This window comes from Peribacillus sp. NPDC046944 (assembly GCF_050272735.1).
Taxonomy (GTDB): domain Bacteria; phylum Bacillota; class Bacilli; order Bacillales; family DSM-1321; genus Peribacillus.
Genome location: NZ_JBNNML010000004.1, coordinates 76,652 through 100,667 on the forward strand (window position 1 = coordinate 76,652; position 24,016 = coordinate 100,667).

A 24,016-nucleotide genomic window follows, 5' to 3' on the forward strand; every position below is an offset into this window, starting at 1 on the left:
GACTCGAAATGAGCATCCTCCTTCTATTAATTAGTGAATCTTTTTATAGTGTATGAAAGGAGTGTAGCCACGTCCATTGGATTTTTTGCCTGTGTAATGGCAGAGACGACCGCAGCACCGGCAATTCCACTTTTAGAAAGCCTGTTGATATTATCCGCTGTAATCCCACCGATCGCAACGGCAGGAATCGAGGTACTGTGACAAATTCTCTCCAGTTCCCCTTTTTTCAAAGCAGTTGCGTCTTGTTTCGTTTTTGTCGGGAATACAGAGCCAACACCAATATAGTCAGCGCCATTGTTTTCAGCTTCAAGGGCCTCCTCCAAGGTAGAGACGGATACTCCAATGATCATATTGTCAGGAACAAGGGTCTTGATGATGGGAAGAGGAAGGTCATCCTGCCCAACATGAATTCCATCCGCTCCTACAGCAAGCGCAATATCCACGCGGTCATTAATGATTAACGGAATCGAAAGTTCATCAAGGACCCCTTTTAATAGAGAAGCTTTTTGATAAAAAGTAAGGGAAGATGCCTGCTTTTCTCTAAGTTGGACGGCCGTAACTCCGCCTGAAACCGCCTCGGTGATGATAGTGGTCATGTCCTCGACGGCTAATGATTCTTCCGTGACTAAATAAAGGCTCAAATCAAATGGCACTTTCTTCATGCATTTTCACCTCGTATTTCCATATGGAATCATTCATTCCTGAGATGGCATCGATAATCCGTGTCCGGTATGTCCCTGTGCCATCATTTTTTTCAAGGGTTCTGGCAGCAAGCTCACCAGAGATGCTCATGGTTGAAATTCCTGCGATAGCAGCTGAATAGTAATCCTCCGTAATTCCGCAGAAGACCCCAATCAAGGCCGTCGACATACAGCCGGTGCCGGTCACCTTTGTTAAAAGAGGGCTTCCATTATCGATGATGGACGTACGTGAAGAGTCACTAACGGCATCCTTGGCTCCACTCACGACGACAACACTCTTCAGTTTTCTAGCAGCACGTAGGGATAGTTCTGCATTGCTCATGGAAAGGGGTCCTGAATCGACCCCTCGCGTGACGATATCGCCTCCCATTAGCCGATGGACTTCACTTGCATTGCCGCGAATAATCTGGACAGTGATTGAATCGAGCAGTTCCATCGCTTTCTCTGTTCGGTAAGGGGTGGAACCGACGCCCACAGGATCTAAAATTACGGGTATATGGCAATCGTTCGCTGTTTTCCCGGCAATCGCCATCGCCTCCAAGGGAACATCATCCAGTGTACCTAAGTTAATCACCAGTGCTTGTGCCAGTTTGACCATGTCCGCCACTTCTTTTGGATTGGAAGTCATAACGGGAGAACCACCAATTGCCAGGGTAGCATTGGCACAATCATTTGCAGTAACAAAGTTGGTGATTTGGTGGACGAGTGGTTGTTTCTTTCTCACTCTGCCAAATAAGTCTGCAACGGATGTATTCATGTGAAATCACTCCGTTCCTTTTTATAAAATTGATGGAAATGGTGAACGGGTCCGTGTCCCTTACCGAGTTCTAAGCTATTTCGTATCGCTTCTGAAATATAGATTTTCGCTTGTTCAATGGACGTCGCTAAAGGAAGTCCATTAGCAAGATTAGATGCAATGGCAGAGGAAAGGGTACAGCCAGTTCCATGCGTATTTTTCGTATGAATGCGTTCACCCTTGATCCAAGAGAACTCCTTGCCATCATAAAAGAGATCATTTGGATTTCCTGCTGCATGTCCTCCTTTCAGTAAAACAGCCTTCGGACCCAGTTCCAGAATAGCGGTACATGCCTTATAAAAGTCCTGCTTCGTCCGGATCGGGAATCCGGTAAGGACCTCTGCTTCCGGTATATTCGGCGTGACAAGTGTAGCAAGTGGAAGTAAATCGATTTTTAACGACGAAACGGCCCTCTCATCTAACAGATGGTGTCCACTTTTGGAAATCATGACAGGATCAAGGACGACGATAGCCGGTTTAAATAATTTTATTGAATGGGCGACGGTTTCGACCGTCTCCTTTGATCCAAGCATCCCTATTTTTACTGCGTCGACACGAATGTCTTCAAATACGGCCGCAATTTGATCGGTGATCACAGGGAGATCGATGGGCTGTACAGATCGAACTTCCAAGGTATTCTGTGCCGTAACGGCGGTGATAACAGACATGCCATAAACCCGATGGGCCGAAAATGTTTTTAAATCAGCTTGGATGCCGGCTCCGCCCCCAGAGTCAGATCCGGCGATCGTTAGTGCCCTTTTCATAAAAAAACCCCTTCATATAATGATTTTTTAAGAGAACTTTCAATAAAAGAAAGCCTATAATTGCGCCCGTTAAAGAACTAAGAAGAAAAGCTGGCAGAAAACCAAAAAGTGCCGCTTTTTTTCCCAATAATAAAAGCGCGATCGGATAACAGGCGATGGATCCGAGAATGCCTGTCCCCACTATTTCTCCCAAGCAGGCGTGTCCCATCCTTCTTGTTTTTTGGTAGAGGAAGGCCGCCAGCAGGGCACCAACCATGCTTCCCGGAAATGCAAAAATGGAACCTGTACCTGTCATGTTCCTGATAAGGGATACTAAAAAGGCCTGGGTCACAGCAAAAAGCGGCCCCAACATAACGGCTGTCATGACGTTGGTTACATGTTGAATAGGAAACACCTTCGCAAAACCAACAGGGATGTAAACGAATGAGCTAGTCAGGGTAGTGATGGCCGTGAACAAGCTAGTCAACGTCATTTTCCGTAACAAGTTACCAGTATCTAGCATTTAAAGAGGCCAATCCTGTTCGTTGTGAACCATGTCCCAAAATAAATATTCATATCGGGAGGTCATTAAAAAGTGTTTCTCTAATCTTTTCAATTCCCCCTCAGGCATATCTTCCGTCAGTTCGTCTAACAGCTTGGCCAACCATTTGTGCGCATCTGCGAATTCGGGGGATGCATACGATTGAATCCAAGCGATATAACGATTTGTTTCTAGTGCTGGACCATTTTGTTCTTTTAATAACGAGCCAATTTCATAGTAATCCCAGGCACAAGGAAGTAAGCAGGCAATAAGGTCGGCTAAAGTTCCATGATGGGCAGCATTGAGCATATAACCTGTATAGGCAAGGGTAATCGGAGTTGGTTCGGTATTTTCCAATTCCTCAGAACTAATTCCGAACTCCTTGCAGTAGCTCCTATGCAAATCCATTTCTACCTGTAGAGTCTCATTTAAAATACTCGCAAATTTGGTCATGATCTCAAGGTTAGTGGCCTTGATGGTCCCTAAGGCAAAAAGCTTGGCATAATCCATAAGATAGATATAGTCCTGCTTTAAGTAATAGGCGAATTTCTTTTCTGATAGTGTCCCGTCTCCAATTGCTTGAACGAAAGGATGAGTATGATTCTTTTTCCAAATTTCTTTTGAACGTTCGTGAAGTCTAGCACTGAAAGTTTTCATTTGGGTTTTCGCCATGATTTTTCCCCCTTATAATTCATTCACATACAAAGGAGGGGAGTGTCCAAAAATGAAGAACAGCCGCTTTCATATAGAAAGCGGCTGTTCTAGGAATGTACGAATCCCTTTTTCAACCTGCTTTCCTCCGCTGGTATGACCAGATCAGGTACAAAGGGTTTGATTCTCAGCCTATTAATGGCTCCCCTAGCAGTTTATTATTCAATTAAACGAAAACCCCGTTCCTGAAAACGGAACGGGGCAGATGGATGAAGTCAAATATACGACGACGATATCATCCACTTTCCTCCGCCGGCATCACCCGGATCAGGTTCAAAGGGTCCGGAACATCATTCCATCTCAGTCTTTTAGAAGACTCCCCTAGTGGTATTTCGTATGTGATTATTGTCATCATATCAGATAAAAAGGAAAATGCAACCTTTGAATCCAATAGAATTTTATGAGTATCTTGTGGCGTGAAAGGGGTAGTAGGATAAAATCCCCATTGGCAAATGGAGCATACCTAACCCACGGTCAATTGGAGGAAAATATAGTTATTAGCAAAATAGGGATATGGTCTTACCTTGTGCTAAAAGGGCACACGGAAAAATAATATAAAAATTAAAAATTAAAAATTATTTGAATGCAATTGACTTATCCTTGCAAGTGGGATAAAATCATGTCAAAATCATTTATATTCTGTATTCTTATCCAGAGAGGTGGAGGGACTTGGCCCTATGAAACCTCGGCAACAGACCCATCGGGGAACTGTGCTTCTTCCAACAAGCAATCGCTTGGAAGATAAGAAGAGACGAACGGACCTCTGTCGACCTCTTCTTGGATTAGAAGGGGTTTTTATTTTTGTCAAATAGGGTTTAAGAATCCCGTACAACAGGTATATATATTTTGGCTTTAGCAAAGCCTATAAGATTAGGGGCATTATATGTGGAAAATATGAATAAAAGGAAAGGGGCCATTCATATGGCAGAGTTTTTCGAGAAAAAAGAACAGAGGAGAGCATTGTTGATAGAAGAACTATTATCAAATGGTGTATACAAAACCTCTGATGAAAAGCATCTCTATGATGCTCCATTAAAAGCTCTTGAAGATGAATATAAGATTGTTATAGATAAATCAGGTAATGAGTCACCTCCAGAGTGCATGACTTAGTTAACCTATAGTGAACAATCAAAGAGAAAAAGCATTTGCTGTGTAAAGGCAAATGCTTTTTCTCTTTGAACTGACATAAAAAGTACAAAATAGAAAAATATAATGGGTATTTTGTCACATTTCACTAGTGAAATAACATATTTAAAACATGTAAAATGATTGATTTCGCCTAGTGCTTTGGTTATGATAAAAATGTAAAATAATTGAAAAATAGGAAGTGATTATATTGAAGCCTCCTCATATAACAACAGTTGAAAAAATTGAAGAAAAACGAAAAGAAATGATTATGTTAGCAAAAAATTATGGTTTGACAAGCAGGATGACCATTCAAGCAAGTCAAGAGTTGGATTCTTTATTGAATGCGGTCACACATATAAAATTCCTGGGAGTTTGTCGCGAATAATCAGTACATCCCACTAGACCATTCAAATCCAGGCAATCGCCTTTTGCAATGGAAGTCATGTAGTGACACGTTTACCAAGAATGACCAAATCGCGTTCCACTCCATCGAGTTCTGCTATTTTCGGTAAATGCGCCCATTTTTCAAAACCAAATTTTGAAAAAAGCTTAATACTTGGTGCATTGTGTGCGAAAATAAATCCAAGAAGTGTCTTAATCCCTATCTTCGGACTCACCTCTATAGCCTTTTGGATTGAAAGTTGTCCAATTCCTTTCCCACGGAACTCCTCATCTATATAGATGCTAATTTCAGCGGTAAAATCATATGCGGGTCTACCATAAAAAGATTGAAAACTCATCCACCCAGCTGTTTTTCCATCATGTATGATCATATATAATGGCCGTTTGAGAATATGATGTTCCTCAAACCATTTGAGCCGTGATTCTACTGTAACTGGTTCTGTATCCGCAGTGACCATCCTCGAAGGTACTGTAGAATTGTAAATTTCAATAATTTTAGGCAAATCCTCAAATATTGCTTCCCTGAATTCTATAAACTCCTTCATCATTAAGCTCCAATCCATTTATTATGGCATTCCAATCACCTGAGTACAGGTGCATCATGCAATTTAAGTTTTTTATTAGATTATTCGAATGTTAGGCTTGTCCTCTTTTTGGGTATTTAAAAATAAAATACTTCCTAGTGAATACAAAAGGAGAAGCAAAACAAATGAAGAAAATCGTTGGCTTATTTTTTATTGTACTTGTTATTTGTTTAGTTGCCTATGCGTTTCAGGCAGTAGATGCGAAAAACGATCAAAGAGTCATGGCATTTGGAGATTCTTTGACTTATGGAAAGGGCGATAAAGAAGGGGAAGGATATATTGATGACTTGAAACATAAAACGAATGATTCCGATTCAGAAAAAGTCCAATTCTGGAATTATGGTATTAAAGGTCAGGAAACGGACGGTGTCATTAAACAGCTCGAAGATCTTGAGATTAACACAAAATTGGATAAGGCTGACACATTTATCGTCTATATCGGAATCAATGATTTAATTAACAGTAATGGTGGAAACTTAAAAAAAATCAATGATCAAAAGATAAATGATGAAAAGAAAGAGTATGTACAACATTTAGATAAAATTCTTTCTGAGCTTCTAAAGAAAAATAATAAAGCTGATATCTTGGTGATAGGGTTATATAACCCGAATAAAGACGACTTGAAATTAGAAAACCATATTAGTGATTATAATCATTCGATTCAAAAGATGGTGGACAAGGATAGTAGACTAAAGTATATCCCTACAAACGATTTATTCGAAAACAAAGATAAAAAAGCATACTTCAGTGATGAAATTCATCCAAATGAAGAAGGCTATCAGCTTATAACCAATCGAATCTTAGATAAATATGATTTTAAATAAGAACGATAAAAGGGCATGGAAACTTGATTTTCATGCCCTTTTAGGTTTATTTATCGGGGGCGGATTTCTGGTTGGTTATGTTTCTGATGGTGCCTCCGCCAGTGGAAACTGTAAGTCATGGAGCTGCCGATAGCGACCATTATTTAGTAGCAGTTGTTCGTGCGTTCCATTTTCTTGAATTACCCCTTTTTCAAGAACGACAATTTGATCTGCCTTTTGAACGGTTGATAACCGATGGGCAATGACGATTGAAGTCCGGTTCTCTAATAGGTTGGATAACGCTTCCTGAATCAGATGTTCGGATTCCGTATCGAGCGATGCCGTCGCCTCATCGAGAATGATGATTTGGGGATTCTTCAAAAGGGCCCTGGCGATGGCAATCCGTTGCTTTTGGCCACCAGAAAGTTTGACCCCACGTTCTCCGATTTGTGAGTCATATCCTTTTGGGAACGTCTTGATGAAATCATGAGCATATGCCGCCTTAGCCACTTCGATAATTTCCTCGTCCGTTGCGTCGAGTTTACCATAGGTTATATTATCGCGGATGGTCCCGGTAAACAAAATGATGTCTTGCGAAACAACCCCCATTTGGCTCCGTAAAGATTTGAGGGTGAGATCACGAATATCATGGCCATCCATTTTTATTGTCCCTTGTTGGGGGTCATAGAAACGAATTAAAAGGCTGGTAATCGTTGATTTCCCTGCCCCGGATGAGCCGACAAGAGCGGTTACCTGTCCTGCTTTTATCATCAGGTTAAGATTTCGGAGTACTGGTACCCCCTCGACATAAGCGAAATCAATTCCTTGAAATTCGATTTGTTTCGTGATTTTGGGAACATTAATTGCTGTCTTTTTGTCCTGGATTCCAGGTTGTGTCTCCATTATTTCGGTGATCCGTTCAAAAGCTGCAGCCGATTGTTGCACGATACTGATTACACGGCTGAAATTACGGATTGGACTTTGCAGAAGCCTGAGATAAGCCAGGAATGCCACGATTAATCCAATCGTAAATTCTCCCTGCATCACTTGCCAGGCACCAAATACAATCACGGCGATCAGACCTAAATTATTCATTAAATCTATGAGCGGGCCAAACATGGACCTCAGTCGAACTGATTTGATGTTTGCTACCGTATTCTCATGATTTCGGTCCGCGAATCGTTTTGATTCAAATTCTTCATTTGTGAAGGATTGGATGAGCCGTATGCCGGAAAGGGAATCCTGCAGCTGATTGCTGACATCGCCGGCCGAACTTTGCACGCTCCTGAAAGAGAGGCGGATGCGCTTACCAAATATACGTGTCAGGTAGAACATGAACGGAAAGGTAATGAGAAGGACCACGGTCAGTTTCCAATTGATGAACAGCATATAGATGGCAATGGCAAAGAAGGTGACCGTGTCTGTAATTACTTGTAGCATGCTTGATGAGATGAGTTGTTGAAGCAGGTTCACATCATTCGTGAGCCGGGACATTAAGTCACCCGTTCTATTTTTATCAAAAAATTTCATATCCAATTTTTGAATATGGTCATACATTTCATTTCGTAAATTCATGATCGCTTTTTGCCCCACTTTAGATACGATATAGCCGTTCACATAATTAAGCAAAGCTAACAATATGGCCGCAAAGAGCATACCTATGCCTACCCAAATCAATGAGTCATATTCTTTCCCAGGTATGACATCATCAATCGTATATTGCGTAAGTTGTGGGATGGAAAACTCAAGCATGGAAATGAAAATCATTATGCATATGATCATACTTGAAAATTTCCATCTGGATGGGATACGATTGAATATTTGTTTCAACATTGACCGAATGCTTCCTTTTGATGGTGCAGCTGTCAGGGTGCTACGGCCCTTGTGGCTGAAAGGGATATGTCCCCCGCTCATATTTAATCACTCCTATGGTAAATTGAAAGTTGTCTTTAAAAGCAAAAAAACCTTTATGATTATCATAGAGGTTTTAAAAAAATAGACAACTTTTGAGCGGTTTTTCTTTAATAAAGAACCTTATATTTTACAACTTATCCCTTCGGTGGAATAATTATAAAAAGTGAATAAGGAGCTGGTAGAGTGGAAGAAAACACAAAAATCAGGGAAGAACTTCTCCAGGCAGCGAACGGGTTATCGGATGAACAGGTAAATGCACATCCCGAAGATGGACGTTGGAGCATCATTCAGGTATTGGAGCATCTATTTCTAATGGAGAGGGCGGTAACAAAAGGAATTGCCGATACACTGGCAAGTGACGAGAGCAATCGAGTAGATGATAAACCGATCCAGTATACATTAAATCGTGACGTAAAAGTGGACGCGCCTCCATTTGTCATTCCGTCAGAGAAGTTCCAAACATTAGCTGAAGTAAAAGCTAAGCTCGCCTCTTCACGTAAGGCATTGGAAAAGGTAATCTCCCAAGCGAAGGAGAATGACTTGGAAGAGAAGTCATTCCCACACCCCTTGTATAAAGATTTAAGTTTGAAGCAGTGGATTCCGTTTGTCGGTTTGCATGAGAAACGGCATTTATTGCAAATTGAAGAGTTGAAGGCCAAACTAAAAAAACTCAGCCAATAGGTTGAGTTTTTTTTATATATGTATTGATTTAGGAAAGACTATATAAGCAGTACTTACCTATTGAGAGATGAGAAAAATGTGGGTAATAATCATGATTATTGCTTTAACGCGCAAAATTCGTTAAAGTGAACTAGTGAGAAAATGGACATAAAGGAGTGCAGTCACCATGGAAGAAATAAAACATTGCTCGGACTCTTTGGTTATAAAAACGAGTCTAGTTCTACCACCTGATACAAATAATATCGGTACAATGTTCGGTGGGAAATTAATGGCTTACATTGATGACGTTGCGGCCATTTCTGCCATGCGCCATGCTAGAAGTAATGTCGTTACGGCATCGACCGATTCTGTCGATTTCCTGCATCCCATTCATGAAGGAAATGCAGTATGCCTAGAAAGCTTCGTTACGTATACGGGAAGGACATCTATGGAAATTATCGTAAAAGTGGTTGCCGAGGACTTACTTACTGGAGAACGGAATCTATGCGTTATTTCCTTTTTGACCTTTGTTGCCATCGATGAGAACGGAAAACCTGTTCCAGTTCCCCGCTTGGTTCCGGAGACTGAAATGGAGAAGAACTTGAATGAATCTGCCAAACACCGGGCAGACGTTAGGAAAAAAAGAAGAGATGATACACAATTCATCGCAAGCACATTTGGTGTGAAATTGCCTTGGACTGAAAAATCAGAACCAGGGTTATATAAATAAGTACGAAAAAACGGGCATTTGCCCGTTTTTTTTAATCATTGCTTGATAATATACCGAAAAAGCGAAGGATGTTTATAAACAGGTTGATGAAATCAAGGTACAGATTCAATGCCATGAGCGGGACTTCTTCTGCCGTTACCCCATAGTGCTTCATGCGGTTGAAATCATATAGAACATATCCGCTGAAGACAAGAATGCCAATAAAGGAAAAAACAAGCATTGCTGTGGAACTTAACGGTGAGAATATATTAAAGATACTGATGGCGATTAGCGCTAGCAAGGCAGCAAAGAGGATTCCACTTAGAAAAGAAAGATCTCTCTTAGTGGTTGTTGCATATAGAGCTAACCCCCCAAAGACGACGGTTGTCGTCACTCCAGCCAAAATCACGACGTTAGCGCCTGCCAAAGCGAGATAGTGAGCGATGATGGGATAGGTGGTCATTCCCGATATGAAAGTAAATGCATAAAGAAATGTATATCCAATTGCTTTTTTCCTTCTCAAGATAAAGGCTCCAATCAGCATGGCGATTTCCAAAATCGCCAAGGGAAGAAATAAGGCCGGGGGTATAAATATTCCAGCAGCCATTCCTAAAACGGAAATCGCGAGTGATAGAGCAAATGTGCGCATAACAGAGGGCATATACGCATTAACGGTATGTGAATACATTCGGTCAACCTCCATATAATTATTACTACCCATTCTTACGAAAGATAAGGGGAAAGGTTTCACTTTATTACCCAAACCCTGCTAGAAAAAGCTACGCACCGTCCATTCATAAGGCGAGTCTTATCAGAATATAAATTTTCTGAAATATCAAAATATTTAGATTGGTTGGTTGAGTGGAACTAATACATAAAAAATTTCAGTTTGAAGATAAGATAATTATTCATTATTTTTAAATACAAAAAAAATCTTCATTCTTTGTGATGAGCAAAAGCTATTAGAATCCTTATTCTAGTAAATAAAAAGAAATAAAGTTAATTTTTAGAAATAAAATTATAGGAAAAAATTATTCCTCAAGTTATAATATATTAAAAAAATGTTATAATTTGATATAAATATATTGAATTAAAATTAAAAATTGATTACACTTTTATTTAATTATCAGAAAATTTTTATTTTATCGGTAAAACAGTTTAGGGGGGATCAGGTTGGAAAAGACAATATTACGAATAGAGAACCTCACTACGTCATTTCGTATTAAGAATAAATATCACGCAGCGGTGGACGATGTCTCGTTTACGGTGAATGAAAATGAAATTGTAGCCGTGGTTGGTGAGTCAGGTTGTGGTAAGAGTGCACTGGCCCTCTCCATCATCCAATTACATAATATGCAACGAACGAAATCTGAAGGTGTCATAAATTATAAGGGTCAGAATCTACTTGACCTTAATGAGTCACAAATGAATAAAGTTCGAGGTAAGGAATTGGGGATGATATTCCAAGAACCTCTGACGGCATTGAATCCCCTAATGACTGTCGGAAAACAGATTGAGGAAAATCTTGATTATCATACGAATCTATCAACCAATGAAAAAAAGAAAAGAACAATTGAACTGCTAACCCAGGTTGGCATCCCTTATCCGGAAAGGACCTACAAGCAGTTCCCTCATGAACTTTCAGGTGGCATGCGCCAAAGGGCCATGATATCGATTGCGATAGCTTGTAATCCTGCATTGGTCATTGCGGACGAACCAACGACGGCTCTCGATGTGACGATCCAAGCTCAAATCCTGGATTTGTTGAAGGAAATACAGAGCAAGACAAAAATGGGAATCATCTTGATTACTCATGACTTAAGCGTAGTGGCCGAAGTGGCTGACCGGATTGTCGTGATGTATGCCGGACAAGTGGTCGAGACTGGCAGTGTTAAAGATATATTCAAAAAACCACTGCATCCTTATACACGATCTTTGCTAAATTCCATCCCTTCGGCTACCACTGAAAAAAAACGTTTGCACGTTATAGAAGGAATCGTGCCCTCCATAGCGAAAATGGATAGGAATGGGTGCCGATTCCAAGAACGGATTCCTTGGATCCCCAAACAGGCCCATGAGGAGTCACCTGTCCTGCATGAAGTTGGCCAAGGTCATTATGTTAGGTGCACGTGTTATAAGGATTTTTATTTTCAATCTGAAGGAGAGGCAACGCCTTATGACATTACTCAAGGTAGATAATTTAAAAGTGCATTTCCCTATAAGGGGCGGTTTTTTTCGTAGAGTAGTAGATCATGTCAGAGCTGTCGATGGTGTGTCATTCGAATTGCAGCAAGGTGAGACCTACGGTTTGGTTGGAGAATCAGGAAGTGGGAAGTCCACGACGGGTAAAGCAGTGGTCAAGCTGAATGAGGTGACATCAGGAAAAATCATGTTCGAAGGCAGGGATTTAGCTTCGTTGAGCAGAAAAGAAATCAAGCCATTCCGAAAAGATATCCAAATGATTTTTCAAGATCCATATTCTTCTTTAAATCCTAAAAAGCGGGTTCTCGATATCATTGCCGAGCCGTTAAGGAATTTTGAAAAGTTGTCGCCTGGAGAAGAAAAGAAAATTGTTCAGGACTTCTTGGATAAAGTCGGTCTAAGTCCCGAATCCATTTATAAGTATCCACATGAGTTTTCAGGCGGACAGCGTCAGCGTATAGGAATTGCGAGATCTTTGACGTTAAAGCCAAAACTGATCATTGCCGATGAACCTGTGTCTGCGCTGGATGTATCGGTCCAAGCACAGGTATTGAACTTCCTTCAAGATTTACAGGAGGAGTTTAACTTGACCTATTTATTTGTCGGCCATGATCTCGGGGTAATCAGGCATATGTGTGACAGGATGGGCGTGATGTATCGCGGAAGAATCGTAGAAGAGGGCACAAGCCAGGAAATCTATGAAAACCCTCAGCACATCTATACCAAACGTTTGATAGCAGCCATTCCGGACCTAGAACCGGAAGTGCGTGAGCAAAAAATACTACTCAGAAAGAAATTGACAGCGGAGTATGAAACGTCTTATTCCCAATACTTTGATGAAAACGGACGGGCCTACGATTTAAAGCCAGTTTCGTCCACTCATAGAGTCGCAATACAATAAGGAGGTGGAAAGTAATGTGGAAATTTATCCTTAGGCGCCTATTAGTCATGATTCCGCAGCTCTTTCTGTTGAGCATCATCGTTTTCATGATGGCAAAAGCCATGCCAGGTGATGCCTTGTCAGGTCAGGAAATAAGCAACCCAAGGGCGGATCCGGCTGAGCTTGAAAGAATCAGGGATGACATGGGCTTGAATGACCCTTGGTACCAACAATATGTAAGATGGGCATCAAATGCTGTCCAAGGGGACTTCGGAGTGTCTTATACGCACAAAATACCAGTTATGGATGTCATTGAAAACAGGCTTTGGAATACGGTTTTTCTTGCAATCGTCACTCTTATCTTTACATATTTGCTAGCTATTCCACTCGGCATAGTTAGCGGTAGATATAATGATACGTGGATGGACAAAGGAGTTACCGGTTACAGTTATCTAGGTTTTGGTACACCAATTTTCATATTTGCTCTTATTATGCTATTTGTTTTCGGGTTCGGTCTAAATTGGTTCCCATCTGGTGGAAGCGTCGATTCCAAATTGGATTCAGGGACGTTCGCTTATGTGGTCAGTAAGATTAACCATTTGATCCTGCCAGCTTTAAGTACGGCTTTAATTGCAACGACAAGTACCATTCAATATTTGCGAAACGAAATCATAGATAATAAGATTAAGGATTTCGTAAGGACCGCTCGATCGAAAGGTGTTCCGGAATCGAAAGTATACTCACGACATATCTTGAGAAATTCATTCCTACCGATTGCTGCATTCTTAGGATATGAAATCACTGGTTTAATCGGTGGCTCTGTCATAATCGAGACCATTTTCAGTTATCCAGGATTAGGCCAGCTATTCCTTAGCTCTGTAAGCCTAAGGGACTTCAGTGTCGTGACGGCCATTGTCATGATGACAGGATTCGCCACTTTGCTTGGCACTCTTCTTTCTGACATCATACTTAGCGCGGTGGATCCGCGTATACGGATAGAATAGGAAGTGGGGTGAGTCTAATGGAAATGAAAGTTGTAACTGGAAATAACATACAAGTTCAAGAAGTGAGTCCTTCGGGAATGAAAATCATTTGGCAGGAAATTAAGAAAGATAAAATGGCAATGGGCTCATTGATTCTACTGGCAGCCATCTTGCTTTTCGTTTATGGTGCATCTTTCTTCATGGATGCCAAGGAAATCGCTAAAGTCGATTTCCTATCCATCTATATGGAGCCATCTTCGGACTATTGGCTTGGAACTGACTATGGTGGACGGGATGTATTTGGACAACTCATCATCGGTACAAGGAATTCATTCACGATTAGTTTATTTATTACTTTATTCACGGCTATCATCGGATTGACTTTTGGGCTTCTTGCTGGTTATTTTGGCGGTGCTACCGATAATGTAATCATGCGTATTATAGATTTTGTCATTGCGCTGCCACAGTTAATGTTCATCATTGTTTTCGTTACGATTGTGCCTACTTTTAATGTCCCGGTTTTCATTTTGATCATGACGCTGTTTTTATGGACCGGTAAGGCAAGGCTCATTCGTTCGAAGGTATTATCTGAGCGAGAATTGGATTATGTTCATGCGTCACAAACACTTGGTACTCCACATTGGAAAATCATTATTTTCCAGGTGCTTCCAAATATAAGTTCTCTGATCATCGTAAACTTCATTTTGAATCTTGCAGGCAATATTGGCCTAGAATCCAGCTTGACCTTTTTAGGATTCGGTCTTCCAGAGAGCACACCGAGTTTAGGTACGCTCATAAGTTATGCTCGAAACCCAGATGTTTTAGAAAACAAATGGTGGATATGGATACCCGCATCACTCATGATTCTAGTGTTGATGCTGAGTATAAATTTTGTTGGTCAAGCATTGAAACGTGCTGCTGACGCAAGACAAAGAAGAGGATAAAAAAGGGGAGTGTATGTCATGAAAATTAAAAATTATAGCAAAGTATTAAGTGCATTGGCCATATCGTCGCTACTTCTTGCTGCATGTTCAGATGATACGTCGACTAAGGAGAAAAAGGGAAAAGCTGTTGAACAAGTGGATGCATCGAAATTCCCGGCGGTTACATCAAATAAAGGGAAACCAATCGAAGGCGGTCACCTTACTTACGGTTTGGTATCTGATACGCCATTTGAAGGAATCTTAAATAAAGTCTTCTACCAAGGTGATCCGGATAATCAAGTTATTACGTTCTTTGATGAAGATTTATTGGATACCGATGAAGATTGGGTATTTACAAATGAAGGCGCAGCTACCTATGAAATATCAGAAGATAATAAAACGGTCTCACTTACCATCAAAGACAATGTTAATTGGCATGACGGTAAACCTGTAACGGGGGCCGACTTGGAATATGCTTATCTCGTAATGGGAAGCAAAGAGTACAAGGGAGTCCGTTATGATGAACAAATGGCATTGATTGAAGGGATGGAAGAGTATCATGAAGGTAAGGCAGACAGTATTTCCGGAATCAAGGTAGACGGAAAGAAAATCAGCTTCACCTTTAAGAAAGCTAATCCTTCGGTTAAGACAGGACTATGGACATATCCGCTTCACAAGGAATACTTAAAAGATGTTGCGATTGGTGATTTGGAGTCTTCCGATAAAATCCGTAAAAACCCAATAGGTTTCGGACCATTCAAAGTGAAGAAAATCGTTCAAGGTGAAGCGGTCGAATTCGAAGCGAATAAAGATTACTACCGCGGAGCTCCTAAGTTGGACAGCGTCACATTGAAAGTCATCAACCCATCCGTTGTTGTAAAATCATTGGAAAACGGGGATGTTGATGTAGCAGAAGTTTCAGCGGATTATTATGATCAAGCCGATAAGTTGGAAAACATCGAGATTTTAGGGAAAGTCGATTTGGCTTATACGTACATCGGTTTTAATTTAGGGCACTATGATAAGAAAAAAGGCGAAAACGTGATGGATAACCCGAAATTCCAAGATAAACGACTTCGCCAGGCGATGGCCTATTCCATCAACAACGAACAGGTCGGCGAGAAGATGTATAAAGGACTTCGTTTCCCTGCCAACTCGGTTATTACGCCAACCTTTAAATATAACAATAAAGATATAAAGCCATATGAATATGATCCAGAAAAAGCGAAAAAATTATTGGATGAAGCAGGATATAAAGATACGAATGACGATGGCCTTCGCGAAGATCCGGATGGCAAGGAGTTCAAAATTAATTTTGCATCCATGAGTGGTGGAGATATTGCCGAACCGCTTACGAAATATTATATCCAGCAATGGCAGGAAGTCGGACTGGATGTACAAATGTTAGATGGACGTCTTCATGAGTTCAATTCATTTTATGATATGTTGAAAAAAGATAGCGATAAGGTTGATATTTACCAAGCAGCTTGGGGTGTGGCTTCCGATCCAGATCCATCTGGAATCTGGTCAAGACAAGCACAATTCAATTATACTCGCTGGGTGAATGACAAGAATGACGAACTATTGGCAAAAGGAATTTCGGAGGAAGCGTTCGACGATCAATACCGTGTCGATGTCTATAACGAGTGGCAACAATTGATCCATGATGAAGTGCCTCTTATCCCAACTCTATTCCGATATACAATGACCGGGGTCAATGAACGTGTGACTGGTTATGATTATACGGCAGGTCGCCAATATCAATGGTTTGATGTAGGTGTGACAGAAGAATCAGCTAAAAAATAATGTAGAAAGTCGGCTGCCTCCATTGGCAGCCGATTCTTTGGTTTTAAGATGGTGAATTAAGGTTATATATGAATAGTAAGTAATTGGAAGGGTGATAGTGATGGAAGTGAGAAACCCAAATGAAACAAAGCGGGAACTTGAAATATTGTTTACGGAATCGGTCGGTCGTCTATTAAAGCCACTTGAAGAGGAAATCATTGCAGACATCGTAGCCTATCCTGATGAAAAGAGAATTGCCTTCTTGGAATTCATGAAGGAAATGTCCAATAAACAAAGACAATTAAAGTAATCATGGTTCGCAAGTTTAATGACGTTACCTGGATTAAGGAATTCCGGTTGTATGGGACCGTCATATGACGGTCTTTTTATATGGCTTTTAATATGTTCTTTGATCACTGAAAGAGATATACTTTTATATAAGAAGAAGGGAGTGTCATTGATGAATCAAGTTAATGAAAAAGAAATCGTTTCGTACATAAAAGAGTTAGTATCCATTCCCAGTCCATCCGGTTATACGGAACAGGCCATTAAGTATACGGCAGCCTTCATGGAAAGTAAGCAAGTACCCTACCAAATCACGAACAAGGGAGCATTGCTTGCCACTTTAAAAGGTAAAGATGATAGCTGTCATCGATTGCTGACGGCCCATGTGGATACATTGGGAGCCATGGTTAAGGAAATTAAGCCAAATGGCCGGCTGAAGTTGACGATGATTGGCGGGTTTCGGTGGAATTCCGTTGAAGGAGAATACTGTGAAATCCATACCGCAAGTGGAGATATTGTCACAGGCACGATATTGATTAACCAAACATCCGTACATGTGTATAAAAATGCTGGGGACGCTAAGCGTGATGAAGAGACAATCGAGGTTCGTATCGATGCAGTCGTCAAATCAAAAGAGGAAACAGAGGCCGTTGGCATATCCGTTGGTGACTTTGTTTCATTCGCACCAAGGATCGAGGAAACGAAGACTGGTTTCTTGAAGTCTAGACATTTGGATGACAAAGCAAGTGTTGGCATTTTGCTTCATATTATTGAGCAGATTCAAGCGGGGAAAATCGAATTGGCATATACGACGCATTTCCTGATTTCAAATAATGAAGAAATCGGATATGGCGGTAATTCCAATATTCCTGATAAGACGGTTGAATACTTAGCTGTCGATATGGGCGCAATCGGGGAAGGGCAAACGACGGATGAATATAGTGTTTCCATTTGTGCTAAAGATTCTTCCGGTCCGTACCATTATAAGTTACGCCAGCATCTGGTTTCACTTGCCAAGGCGAATGACATCGATTATCGCGTCGATATTTACCCGTACTATGGTTCTGATGCCTCAGCAGCAATCCGTGCAGGATTCGATGTGGTTCATGGCTTGATCGGACCAGGGATTGATGCATCGCATGCATTTGAGAGAACGCATCTCTCATCTTTGAAGCATACAGCGAACCTAGTTGCACACTATTTACAATCTGAGCTTGTCTGATCACATAAAAACCCTCGCTCAGGCGAGGGTTTTTCGTTTATCAGTCAAACTTGAAGATATATCGGTCCATTTATCAATATATCGGTCAAATTACGATGTTTATCGGTCAATTGGTTACTTAAAGGTTTAGTTCTTCTGGTGGCTCACCGTTATTATTCATAAGTCGAATAGAATCGGGTTTGATCTGTAATAATACGTAGTTTGGATCTTCTGGCCCTTCAAACCATTGTTCAAAGGATTTATTCCATAATTTTTTCTTCAATTCGGCGGTATCATTGATTTTCGATGTTCCTGAAATTTCAATGTATGAATCGCCAATGCCTTCATTGTCATAGCCAAACAAGACATGAACATGTGGGTTCTTTTCTATTTCATCTATTTTTTCAGTCTTTACGCTTGTTGGTGTATAAAAGGTTAATTCCTCGTTGAAGAATGTCATGTAGCGCGAATAGGGCTTATTATTTTCTACTGTTGATAGGACTCCGATTTTACTTTCCTTGATCACATTCAATATTTTTTCTTTTAATTGATCTTGACTCATCTTCACCACTCCTTTTATTTTTCTCTTTATTACTCTTCCTCTTATGCCTATAACTTAAACGGATTTGCACAGTTTTTATTATTTGGATGAATGGAATTTATGCTAAAGTACCATACTATTGATTACGTGTTTATGGAAAAAGCAAATTCTTATTTTTAAATCTATAGGTGAAGGTGAGTACAAGCAAATGAATTGTGGAGAATTACTGATCATCGGCGGGGCGGAAGATAAATGCCTAGAAGGTGAAGTTTTGAATAAATTCGTGGAGCTTGCAACGAGAAAATCAGGTGGAATCGGGATCCTACCGACTGCTAGCGAAATTCCCGATGAGGTTAGTAAAGAATACATCCGCATCTTTAAAGAGCTTGGTGTAAATCGAGTGGAAGTTCTCGAGGTGAATTCGAAAAGAGATGCAGAGGATCCGGCCATTTGTGAACAATTGGCCTCTTTTTCGGCTGTATTCATAACAGGGGGGAATCAAAGCCGATTGTCCGAGCTGATCCGTGATTCCCGATTGCATCAGACTCTTTCGAAGTCCTGGCATGACGGAATGGTCGTAGCCGGGACAAGCGCAGGTGCCTCGATTATGGGGAAGCGAATGATTGTTGCCGCCGATATGAAACTGGATGATGAAAAATTGAAGGTGGAAATAGGGAAGGGATTCGGATTTTTGGATGGACTCCTGATTGACCAGCATTTTTCACAACGCGGCCGGTTCGATCGGTTATTAAGTGCTATAGCCGAAAATGAAGAAATCATGGGTATTGGTATAGATGAAAATACAGCGATAGTAGTAAGCGATGGGAAATTTGAAGTGTATGGAATAAATCAAGTTCTGGTGCTTGATGGAAGTAGTAGTGACTATATCAATATTACGATTGCTGAAAACGGAAGCGAAGAACTGACACTTTCAGGTTTTCGTCTACATGCTTTAACTAGAGGGTATCAATTTGACTTGAAGACAAGAAAATTGTCGCTGGAGAAGAGGATTCAATCATGAAAATCAATCGAGTCCGCTATTTAAAAGGACCTAACTTTTTCGCATATAAACCAACCATTTGCATTGAATTGGACTTGGAGGAACTGGAGGAAAGGCCATCTGATTCGATTCCTGGCTTTAATGAAAGGCTGTTGGAGGTGCTCCCCGACCTGGGCAAGCATACATGTTCTCATGGATATGAGGGTGGTTTTGCTGAGAGGTTGAACCGTGGTACATGGATGGGACATGTATTGGAGCATATGGCGATTGAACTGCAAAATATGGCTGGTATAGACGTTGTTCGTGGGAAAACGATTATGATGAAAGATCCTGGGGTTTATTCCGTTACCTACGATTATAAGGAGCCTAAGTCGGGATTTCAGGCATTCCTCTCCAGCAAAGAAATCGTGGAAGCCATTTTAAAACGTGAAAAGAATATCAATGTTCAATCCTATGTGGAGCAAATAGCCAATTTATATTACCAACATAAATTGGGACCTAGTACAGAGGCCATTTACCAGGCGGCACATGCGAGGAATATCCCTGTCGAGCGAATTGGGGAAAATAGCTTGGTCCGGATAGGGACTGGTTCTAGGCAGAAGTTTGTCCAGGCGACGATTACAAGCCAGACTTCCAATATAGCCGTAGAGAATGCCTGTGATAAATCGATGACGAAGGAAATTCTGAAAGGCTGTGGCCTTCCCGTACCGGAAGGCGAAGTCGCGCATTCGATTGAGGAAATATTTGATTCAGCGGATAGACTTGGTTTTCCACTCGTCCTTAAACCTTTTAACGGGCGGCAGGGCCAAGGGGTCATTACCCATATTAAAAATAAAGATGAATTATTTAATGTCGCTCATTGCTTGGAATCCCACGTACAGAAGTACATTGTGGAACGCCATTTTGAAGGACATGATTATCGCTTATTAGTCGTAGATGGAAAGCTTGCTGCCGCCAGTCTCCGGCTACCGCCCTATGTCATCGGGAATGGGAGGGAGACTATACGCAACTTGATAGAGAAGGAAAACCAGAATCCGTTGAGGGGAGAGGGCCATGAAAAACCGATGTCCAAAATCCCCCTTACACATACGGTAACGTGTTATTTGGAAAAACAGAACAGGAACCTGGGGAGCATTCCGAAAAAAGGTGAGGTAATCCAAGTGGTCGGAAATGCAAACCTTTCAACCGGAGGGAAGGCAATCGATGTAACGGAACAGGTTCACCCGACTATAAGGAAAGTGGCTATAGGTGCTGCAAATGCGATTAATCTGGATGTAGCGGGTATAGACTTTATTTGCCAAGACATTTCGAAACCATTCGATTACACAAAAATGGCCATCATAGAAGTGAATGCAGCACCGGGGATTCGGATGCATCATTATCCAAGTGAAGGCAAAAAAAGAGATGTGGGCAAGGCAATTGTCGATTATCTATTTCCTAGCCGAGAAGAGGCGGCCATCCCGATTATCGCGGTAACGGGGACAAACGGAAAAACCACAACGACCAGAATGATACATTATTTTCTTTCTAATGATCGGAATAAAGTAGGAATGACGAATTCCGACGGGGTATATGTGGGACAAGAGGTTCTCGAACAAGGGGATTGCAGTGGGCCAATAAGTGCAAGAATGGTCTTATCCCATCCAGAAGTAGATACAGCCGTATTGGAGACAGCAAGAGGTGGGGTTTTAAGGGAAGGGCTTGCTTTTCGTAGGTGCGACGTAGGGGTTATTACCAATGTGAGTGAGGATCATCTTGGTCGTGATGGAATTGAAACGCTGGAGGACCTAGTTAAATTAAAGCGACTGGTAGCGGAGGTTGTTCTCGAAAATGGATATTGTGTGTTGAACGCGGATGACCCTCATGTAGTGGCCATGAACGAATATACAGACGGTGAAGTGATTTATACCTCTACTCAAGCCAATCATCCCGTCATAATGGCAGCGATTAAAGAAAGAAAAAGGGCTTGGTTTGTGGATGAACAAGGAATAATCAATTATGTGGAAAACGGAGGAGTAAAACGTTTCATGGAATGTGAGGAAGTACCCATCACGATTAAGGGTAAGGCACGCCATAACGTATCCAATTTGCTCCAAGCTTTAGCGGCAGCCTCGACACAAGGCATTTCTATCGATGAATTACGAAAGAAGGCTATGACATTCATGCCAGATGGAAATCTATCCAAAGGAAGATTTAACTTGAAAAAGGTCAATGAAAGGACCATTCTCATTGACTATGCTCATAATGCAGCAGGACTAAAAGCCATTTTCGATACCGTTAGTGCGTATCATAGAAATCGACTCATTACTGTTTTGGCGGGACCAGGCGATCGAATAAATGAAGAAATCATTAGCCTGGCAAATATCGTGGCTGTACAGACGGATTTGTTCATTATTAAAGAGGACGATGATTTGCGAGGCAGAAACCCTTTAGAAGTAGCTGAACTGATTCAGGAAGCCGCGTTTAAAAGAGGTTTGACCGGTGAACAGGCAGTCATTGTTCCAAATGAAATGGATGCGTTTTTAAAAGCTTGGGAATTATCCCAACCTGGGGACCTTCTGTTATTTTTTTACACCGATTTTAATTATGTAGAGCGGTTTTTCGAAACCATTACAAAAAATGCATTGCTTAAGAAAATGAATGGAAAATAGGTAAATAGCGGCTTTAGGAAGATGATCCTTACATAAAGTTCATCTTCTTTGGCCTTTTACCCTTTATCCTATAAAAAAACCTGTAGTTCAGACTCCTAAAAAGTCTGAACTACAGGGTATAGTAATAGGGTTAGCTTTTTTTTGCGTTGGTTTCATTGACGGCAGGCACATTTGTCTTTTCGTTGTTATAAACACGTTGAAGTACAATGGTCTGTACAATCATGAATAATCCGCCTACTGACCAATATAGTGGCAAAGCAGCAGGGGCGGAGAATGAAATGAACAAGATCATGGCAGGTGAGACCAAACTCATTATCTTCATTTGTTTCTGTTGATCTTCCGGCATTTGCCTCATGGAAATCACAGATTGGAAATAGTAAATGACTCCGGCAATGAGTGCCATGGCGATGTTAGGCTCCCCAAGGCTGAACCAAAGGAAGTTATGGGTAGCAATTTCATGAGATCCTTGAATCGCATAATACACACCCATTAGAATCGGCATCTGGATCAAAAGGGGCAGGCAACCCATATTTAAAGGATTGACACCATGTTTTTGATAGAGTTTCATCATTTCCTGCTGAAGTTCCTTCTGTTTGGCCGGATCTTTCGTTTCTTTAATCTTCTGCTGAATGGCAGTCATTTCTGGCTTGAGTCCATTCATTTTCGTCTTCATGTTGCGTTGTGTTTTATATTGCTTGATATTCAATGGTAACAGAATGAGACGAATGATGACAGTCATCATGATGATGCCTATCCCATAATTCCCGTTAAAAAAATCCGCATTAAATTCAAGCAATGTGTTCATCGGATTGACTACTACAGTATGAAAGGGTCCGCTAGTAGCTGCTGAACATCCTGATAAAAGGCCGATCATTAGAAAGAGTGTTCCAATTAATAGTACATTTTTCTTCTTCAAAATATATTCCTCCTCAAATTGTTAATGGTTAAACAATGAGAAGGAGGCTTGGCTCTTCAGAATCATCTGGAGAGTCCTTTTGGCGAATATAAGTGATAAAGCGTCGTATTCCTAGTGGATGAAAAACGCTACCTGTATAAACAAGAGATTTACCAGGGCTTGAGTGAAGTGAAGCTTGATATTTATCATTTAAGAGTGTCTGATTTTTATTAATAAAGTAAAACGCCGCAAAAGGGAAGACGAAGGTCAATAAGTACCCTGCCCATAGTGCATGGCGGATGGTTTGATAATCAAATTCTAATAATAACTCCCACATAGTAATCCCTTCTTTTTCTTAGATAAGGATAGTTGCTGTATAAAACGCATTCTAATATCTGTAAGAACACTATACCAGATTCAAGTTATAGAATGCGAAAAAATCATATGTTTTTTAAAAAGAAAATAGAGGGATATTTTAGTTTTTCATGGGTACGCTGAATGAAAATCATTTTAATTATATCAGTCAGCCATGTCACGGATGGTCTGCAGCCTACATATGAATAGAGGGAAGTTTATAACGAGGTGAAAAAAGGATGAATCTATACGATCCATTAAATTCGCACATCAATTATTTTGATAGTCATTTCTATCTTAATCCATTTAACCCATATGTGGATAATGGTTTTCCAGTGGAGCCCAATCAATTTGACTATCTGAATTTTGAAGAGAGGCAGCCGCCACCACCAAGACCGCCTCAAGGAGGTCCACCGCCACGACCCCCTCAAGGAGGTCCGCCACCAAGGCCCCCTCAAGGAGGAGGACCACCTACTGTACCTCCGCCGTCATTCATCCCCCAATTTCCAAATGTAGGTTTTTTCGGAATCGAAGCTGGGGCAATGAGAGGGTGTTTATATAAAAATACGTATATTTGGTTAAGGAATGGCCGCTCATTTTGGCTTTATCCTACGTATGTTGGTC

26 protein-coding genes and 3 riboswitches are annotated in these 24,016 nt (G+C 40.9%); of the genes, 14 read left to right on the forward strand and 12 right to left on the reverse strand.

Annotated elements, in window-relative coordinates; genetic code table 11:
* Positions 1-26 precede the first annotated feature (26 nt).
* The 5 genes from thiE to tenA are packed head-to-tail and all read right to left on the reverse strand — an operon-like array spanning position 27 to position 3,453.
* Positions 27-662, reverse strand: a complete 636-nt coding sequence (gene thiE / locus ACQKIC_RS08605; protein ID WP_403123700.1) for a thiamine phosphate synthase — start codon at positions 660-662, stop codon at positions 27-29.
* Positions 643-1,458: a hydroxyethylthiazole kinase gene (gene thiM, locus ACQKIC_RS08610; protein WP_427591023.1), complete on the reverse strand. Its 816-nt coding sequence runs from the start codon at positions 1,456-1,458 to the stop codon at positions 643-645. Before thiM ends, thiE begins: the two co-directional genes overlap by 20 nt.
* A complete protein-coding gene (gene thiD, locus ACQKIC_RS08615) occupies positions 1,455-2,261 on the reverse strand; it encodes a bifunctional hydroxymethylpyrimidine kinase/phosphomethylpyrimidine kinase (RefSeq protein ID WP_407406313.1) in 807 nt (268 codons plus the stop codon). The genes thiM and thiD overlap by 4 nt, the downstream gene beginning before the upstream one ends.
* Entirely contained in the window at positions 2,230-2,763 is a 534-nt protein-coding gene (thiW, locus tag ACQKIC_RS08620; RefSeq protein WP_402867894.1) for an energy coupling factor transporter S component ThiW, read from the reverse strand. The genes thiD and thiW overlap by 32 nt, the downstream gene beginning before the upstream one ends.
* Positions 2,764-3,453, reverse strand: coding sequence for a thiaminase II (tenA, locus tag ACQKIC_RS08625; RefSeq protein WP_427591024.1), 690 nt, complete (start codon positions 3,451-3,453; stop codon positions 2,764-2,766). It lies immediately after the preceding gene.
* Between the two features lie 105 nt (positions 3,454-3,558).
* Positions 3,559-3,651: riboswitch (TPP riboswitch) on the reverse strand.
* A gap of 68 nt (positions 3,652-3,719) precedes the next feature.
* A riboswitch (TPP riboswitch) is annotated at positions 3,720-3,825 on the reverse strand.
* A 311-nt stretch (positions 3,826-4,136) separates the two neighbouring features.
* Positions 4,137-4,240: riboswitch (SAM riboswitch) on the forward strand.
* Positions 4,241-4,338: 98 nt separating this feature from the next.
* On the opposite strand from tenA, the gene ACQKIC_RS08630 reads away from it, so the two are divergent.
* Together ACQKIC_RS08630 and ACQKIC_RS08635 are read left to right on the forward strand one after the other, a co-directional pair.
* Positions 4,339-4,602 carry a Fur-regulated basic protein FbpA gene (locus ACQKIC_RS08630; RefSeq protein WP_402987593.1) on the forward strand — a complete coding sequence of 88 codons (264 nt, stop codon included), beginning with the start codon at positions 4,339-4,341 and terminating at the stop codon, positions 4,600-4,602.
* Positions 4,603-4,828: 226 nt separating this feature from the next.
* Positions 4,829-5,005: an aspartyl-phosphate phosphatase Spo0E family protein gene (locus tag ACQKIC_RS08635; RefSeq protein WP_402867897.1), complete on the forward strand. Its 177-nt coding sequence runs from the start codon at positions 4,829-4,831 to the stop codon at positions 5,003-5,005.
* 55 nt (positions 5,006-5,060) lie between these two features.
* Here the strand turns inward: ACQKIC_RS08635 and ACQKIC_RS08640 are convergent, their stop codons facing one another.
* Positions 5,061-5,585: an N-acetyltransferase family protein gene (locus tag ACQKIC_RS08640; RefSeq protein WP_427668604.1), complete on the reverse strand. Its 525-nt coding sequence runs from the start codon at positions 5,583-5,585 to the stop codon at positions 5,061-5,063.
* Positions 5,586-5,731: 146 nt separating this feature from the next.
* Between ACQKIC_RS08640 and ACQKIC_RS08645 the strand changes: the two genes are divergently transcribed.
* Positions 5,732-6,430: a GDSL-type esterase/lipase family protein gene (locus ACQKIC_RS08645; protein ID WP_402867898.1), complete on the forward strand. Its 699-nt coding sequence runs from the start codon at positions 5,732-5,734 to the stop codon at positions 6,428-6,430.
* A 75-nt stretch (positions 6,431-6,505) separates the two neighbouring features.
* On the opposite strand, the gene ACQKIC_RS08650 is transcribed toward ACQKIC_RS08645, so the two are convergent.
* A complete protein-coding gene (locus ACQKIC_RS08650; protein WP_427591025.1) occupies positions 6,506-8,323 on the reverse strand; it encodes an ABC transporter ATP-binding protein in 1,818 nt (605 codons plus the stop codon).
* Positions 8,324-8,506: 183 nt separating this feature from the next.
* Between ACQKIC_RS08650 and ACQKIC_RS08655 the strand changes: the two genes are divergently transcribed.
* Both ACQKIC_RS08655 and ACQKIC_RS08660 read left to right on the forward strand, forming a co-directional pair.
* Positions 8,507-9,004, forward strand: coding sequence for a DinB family protein (locus tag ACQKIC_RS08655; protein WP_427591027.1), 498 nt, complete (start codon positions 8,507-8,509; stop codon positions 9,002-9,004).
* Positions 9,005-9,170: 166 nt separating this feature from the next.
* Positions 9,171-9,713, forward strand: coding sequence for an acyl-CoA thioesterase (locus ACQKIC_RS08660; protein WP_402867901.1), 543 nt, complete (start codon positions 9,171-9,173; stop codon positions 9,711-9,713).
* Between the two features lie 31 nt (positions 9,714-9,744).
* Here ACQKIC_RS08660 and ACQKIC_RS08665 read toward each other — a convergent pair whose 3' ends face one another.
* Positions 9,745-10,380, reverse strand: coding sequence for a Bax inhibitor-1/YccA family protein (locus tag ACQKIC_RS08665; RefSeq protein WP_403123720.1), 636 nt, complete (start codon positions 10,378-10,380; stop codon positions 9,745-9,747).
* A gap of 485 nt (positions 10,381-10,865) precedes the next feature.
* Between ACQKIC_RS08665 and ACQKIC_RS08670 the strand changes: the two genes are divergently transcribed.
* From ACQKIC_RS08670 to ACQKIC_RS08700, 7 genes are all read left to right on the forward strand, one after another.
* Complete coding sequence (locus tag ACQKIC_RS08670) at positions 10,866-11,891, forward strand: ABC transporter ATP-binding protein (protein WP_402956012.1); 1,026 nt, start codon at positions 10,866-10,868, stop codon at positions 11,889-11,891.
* Positions 11,869-12,795, forward strand: a complete 927-nt coding sequence (locus tag ACQKIC_RS08675) for an ABC transporter ATP-binding protein (protein WP_407406566.1) — start codon at positions 11,869-11,871, stop codon at positions 12,793-12,795. Before ACQKIC_RS08670 ends, ACQKIC_RS08675 begins: the two co-directional genes overlap by 23 nt.
* A gap of 14 nt (positions 12,796-12,809) precedes the next feature.
* Positions 12,810-13,778 (forward strand): oligopeptide ABC transporter permease, encoded by a 969-nt coding sequence (gene opp4B / locus ACQKIC_RS08680; protein WP_402867905.1) that lies wholly within the window; start codon positions 12,810-12,812, stop codon positions 13,776-13,778.
* A 17-nt stretch (positions 13,779-13,795) separates the two neighbouring features.
* Positions 13,796-14,701, forward strand: coding sequence for an ABC transporter permease (locus ACQKIC_RS08685; protein ID WP_427591028.1), 906 nt, complete (start codon positions 13,796-13,798; stop codon positions 14,699-14,701).
* A gap of 18 nt (positions 14,702-14,719) precedes the next feature.
* Positions 14,720-16,486 carry an oligopeptide ABC transporter substrate-binding protein gene (gene opp4A / locus ACQKIC_RS08690; RefSeq protein WP_402987614.1) on the forward strand — a complete coding sequence of 589 codons (1,767 nt, stop codon included), beginning with the start codon at positions 14,720-14,722 and terminating at the stop codon, positions 16,484-16,486.
* 100 nt (positions 16,487-16,586) lie between these two features.
* Entirely contained in the window at positions 16,587-16,775 is a 189-nt protein-coding gene (locus tag ACQKIC_RS08695) for a hypothetical protein (RefSeq protein ID WP_427668606.1), read from the forward strand.
* Between the two features lie 150 nt (positions 16,776-16,925).
* Positions 16,926-17,972, forward strand: a complete 1,047-nt coding sequence (locus tag ACQKIC_RS08700; RefSeq protein WP_402867909.1) for a M42 family metallopeptidase — start codon at positions 16,926-16,928, stop codon at positions 17,970-17,972.
* A 118-nt stretch (positions 17,973-18,090) separates the two neighbouring features.
* On the opposite strand, the gene ACQKIC_RS08705 is transcribed toward ACQKIC_RS08700, so the two are convergent.
* Positions 18,091-18,513 (reverse strand): pyridoxamine 5'-phosphate oxidase family protein, encoded by a 423-nt coding sequence (locus ACQKIC_RS08705; RefSeq protein ID WP_427591029.1) that lies wholly within the window; start codon positions 18,511-18,513, stop codon positions 18,091-18,093.
* 187 nt (positions 18,514-18,700) lie between these two features.
* Between ACQKIC_RS08705 and ACQKIC_RS08710 the strand changes: the two genes are divergently transcribed.
* Positions 18,701-19,513 (forward strand): cyanophycinase, encoded by an 813-nt coding sequence (locus ACQKIC_RS08710; RefSeq protein WP_403123730.1) that lies wholly within the window; start codon positions 18,701-18,703, stop codon positions 19,511-19,513.
* A complete protein-coding gene (gene cphA / locus ACQKIC_RS08715; protein ID WP_427591030.1) occupies positions 19,510-22,143 on the forward strand; it encodes a cyanophycin synthetase in 2,634 nt (877 codons plus the stop codon). The genes ACQKIC_RS08710 and cphA overlap by 4 nt, the downstream gene beginning before the upstream one ends.
* A gap of 130 nt (positions 22,144-22,273) precedes the next feature.
* Here cphA and yidC read toward each other — a convergent pair whose 3' ends face one another.
* The 3 genes from yidC to ACQKIC_RS08730 all read right to left on the reverse strand — a co-directional run bounded on the left by yidC (position 22,274) and on the right by ACQKIC_RS08730 (position 23,863).
* Positions 22,274-23,059 carry a membrane protein insertase YidC gene (yidC, locus tag ACQKIC_RS08720; protein ID WP_402867913.1) on the reverse strand — a complete coding sequence of 262 codons (786 nt, stop codon included), beginning with the start codon at positions 23,057-23,059 and terminating at the stop codon, positions 22,274-22,276.
* A 28-nt stretch (positions 23,060-23,087) separates the two neighbouring features.
* Complete coding sequence (locus tag ACQKIC_RS08725; protein WP_402867914.1) at positions 23,088-23,375, reverse strand: hypothetical protein; 288 nt, start codon at positions 23,373-23,375, stop codon at positions 23,088-23,090.
* A 323-nt stretch (positions 23,376-23,698) separates the two neighbouring features.
* Positions 23,699-23,863, reverse strand: a complete 165-nt coding sequence (locus ACQKIC_RS08730) for a hypothetical protein (RefSeq protein WP_427668608.1) — start codon at positions 23,861-23,863, stop codon at positions 23,699-23,701.
* Positions 23,864-24,016 lie beyond the last annotated feature (153 nt).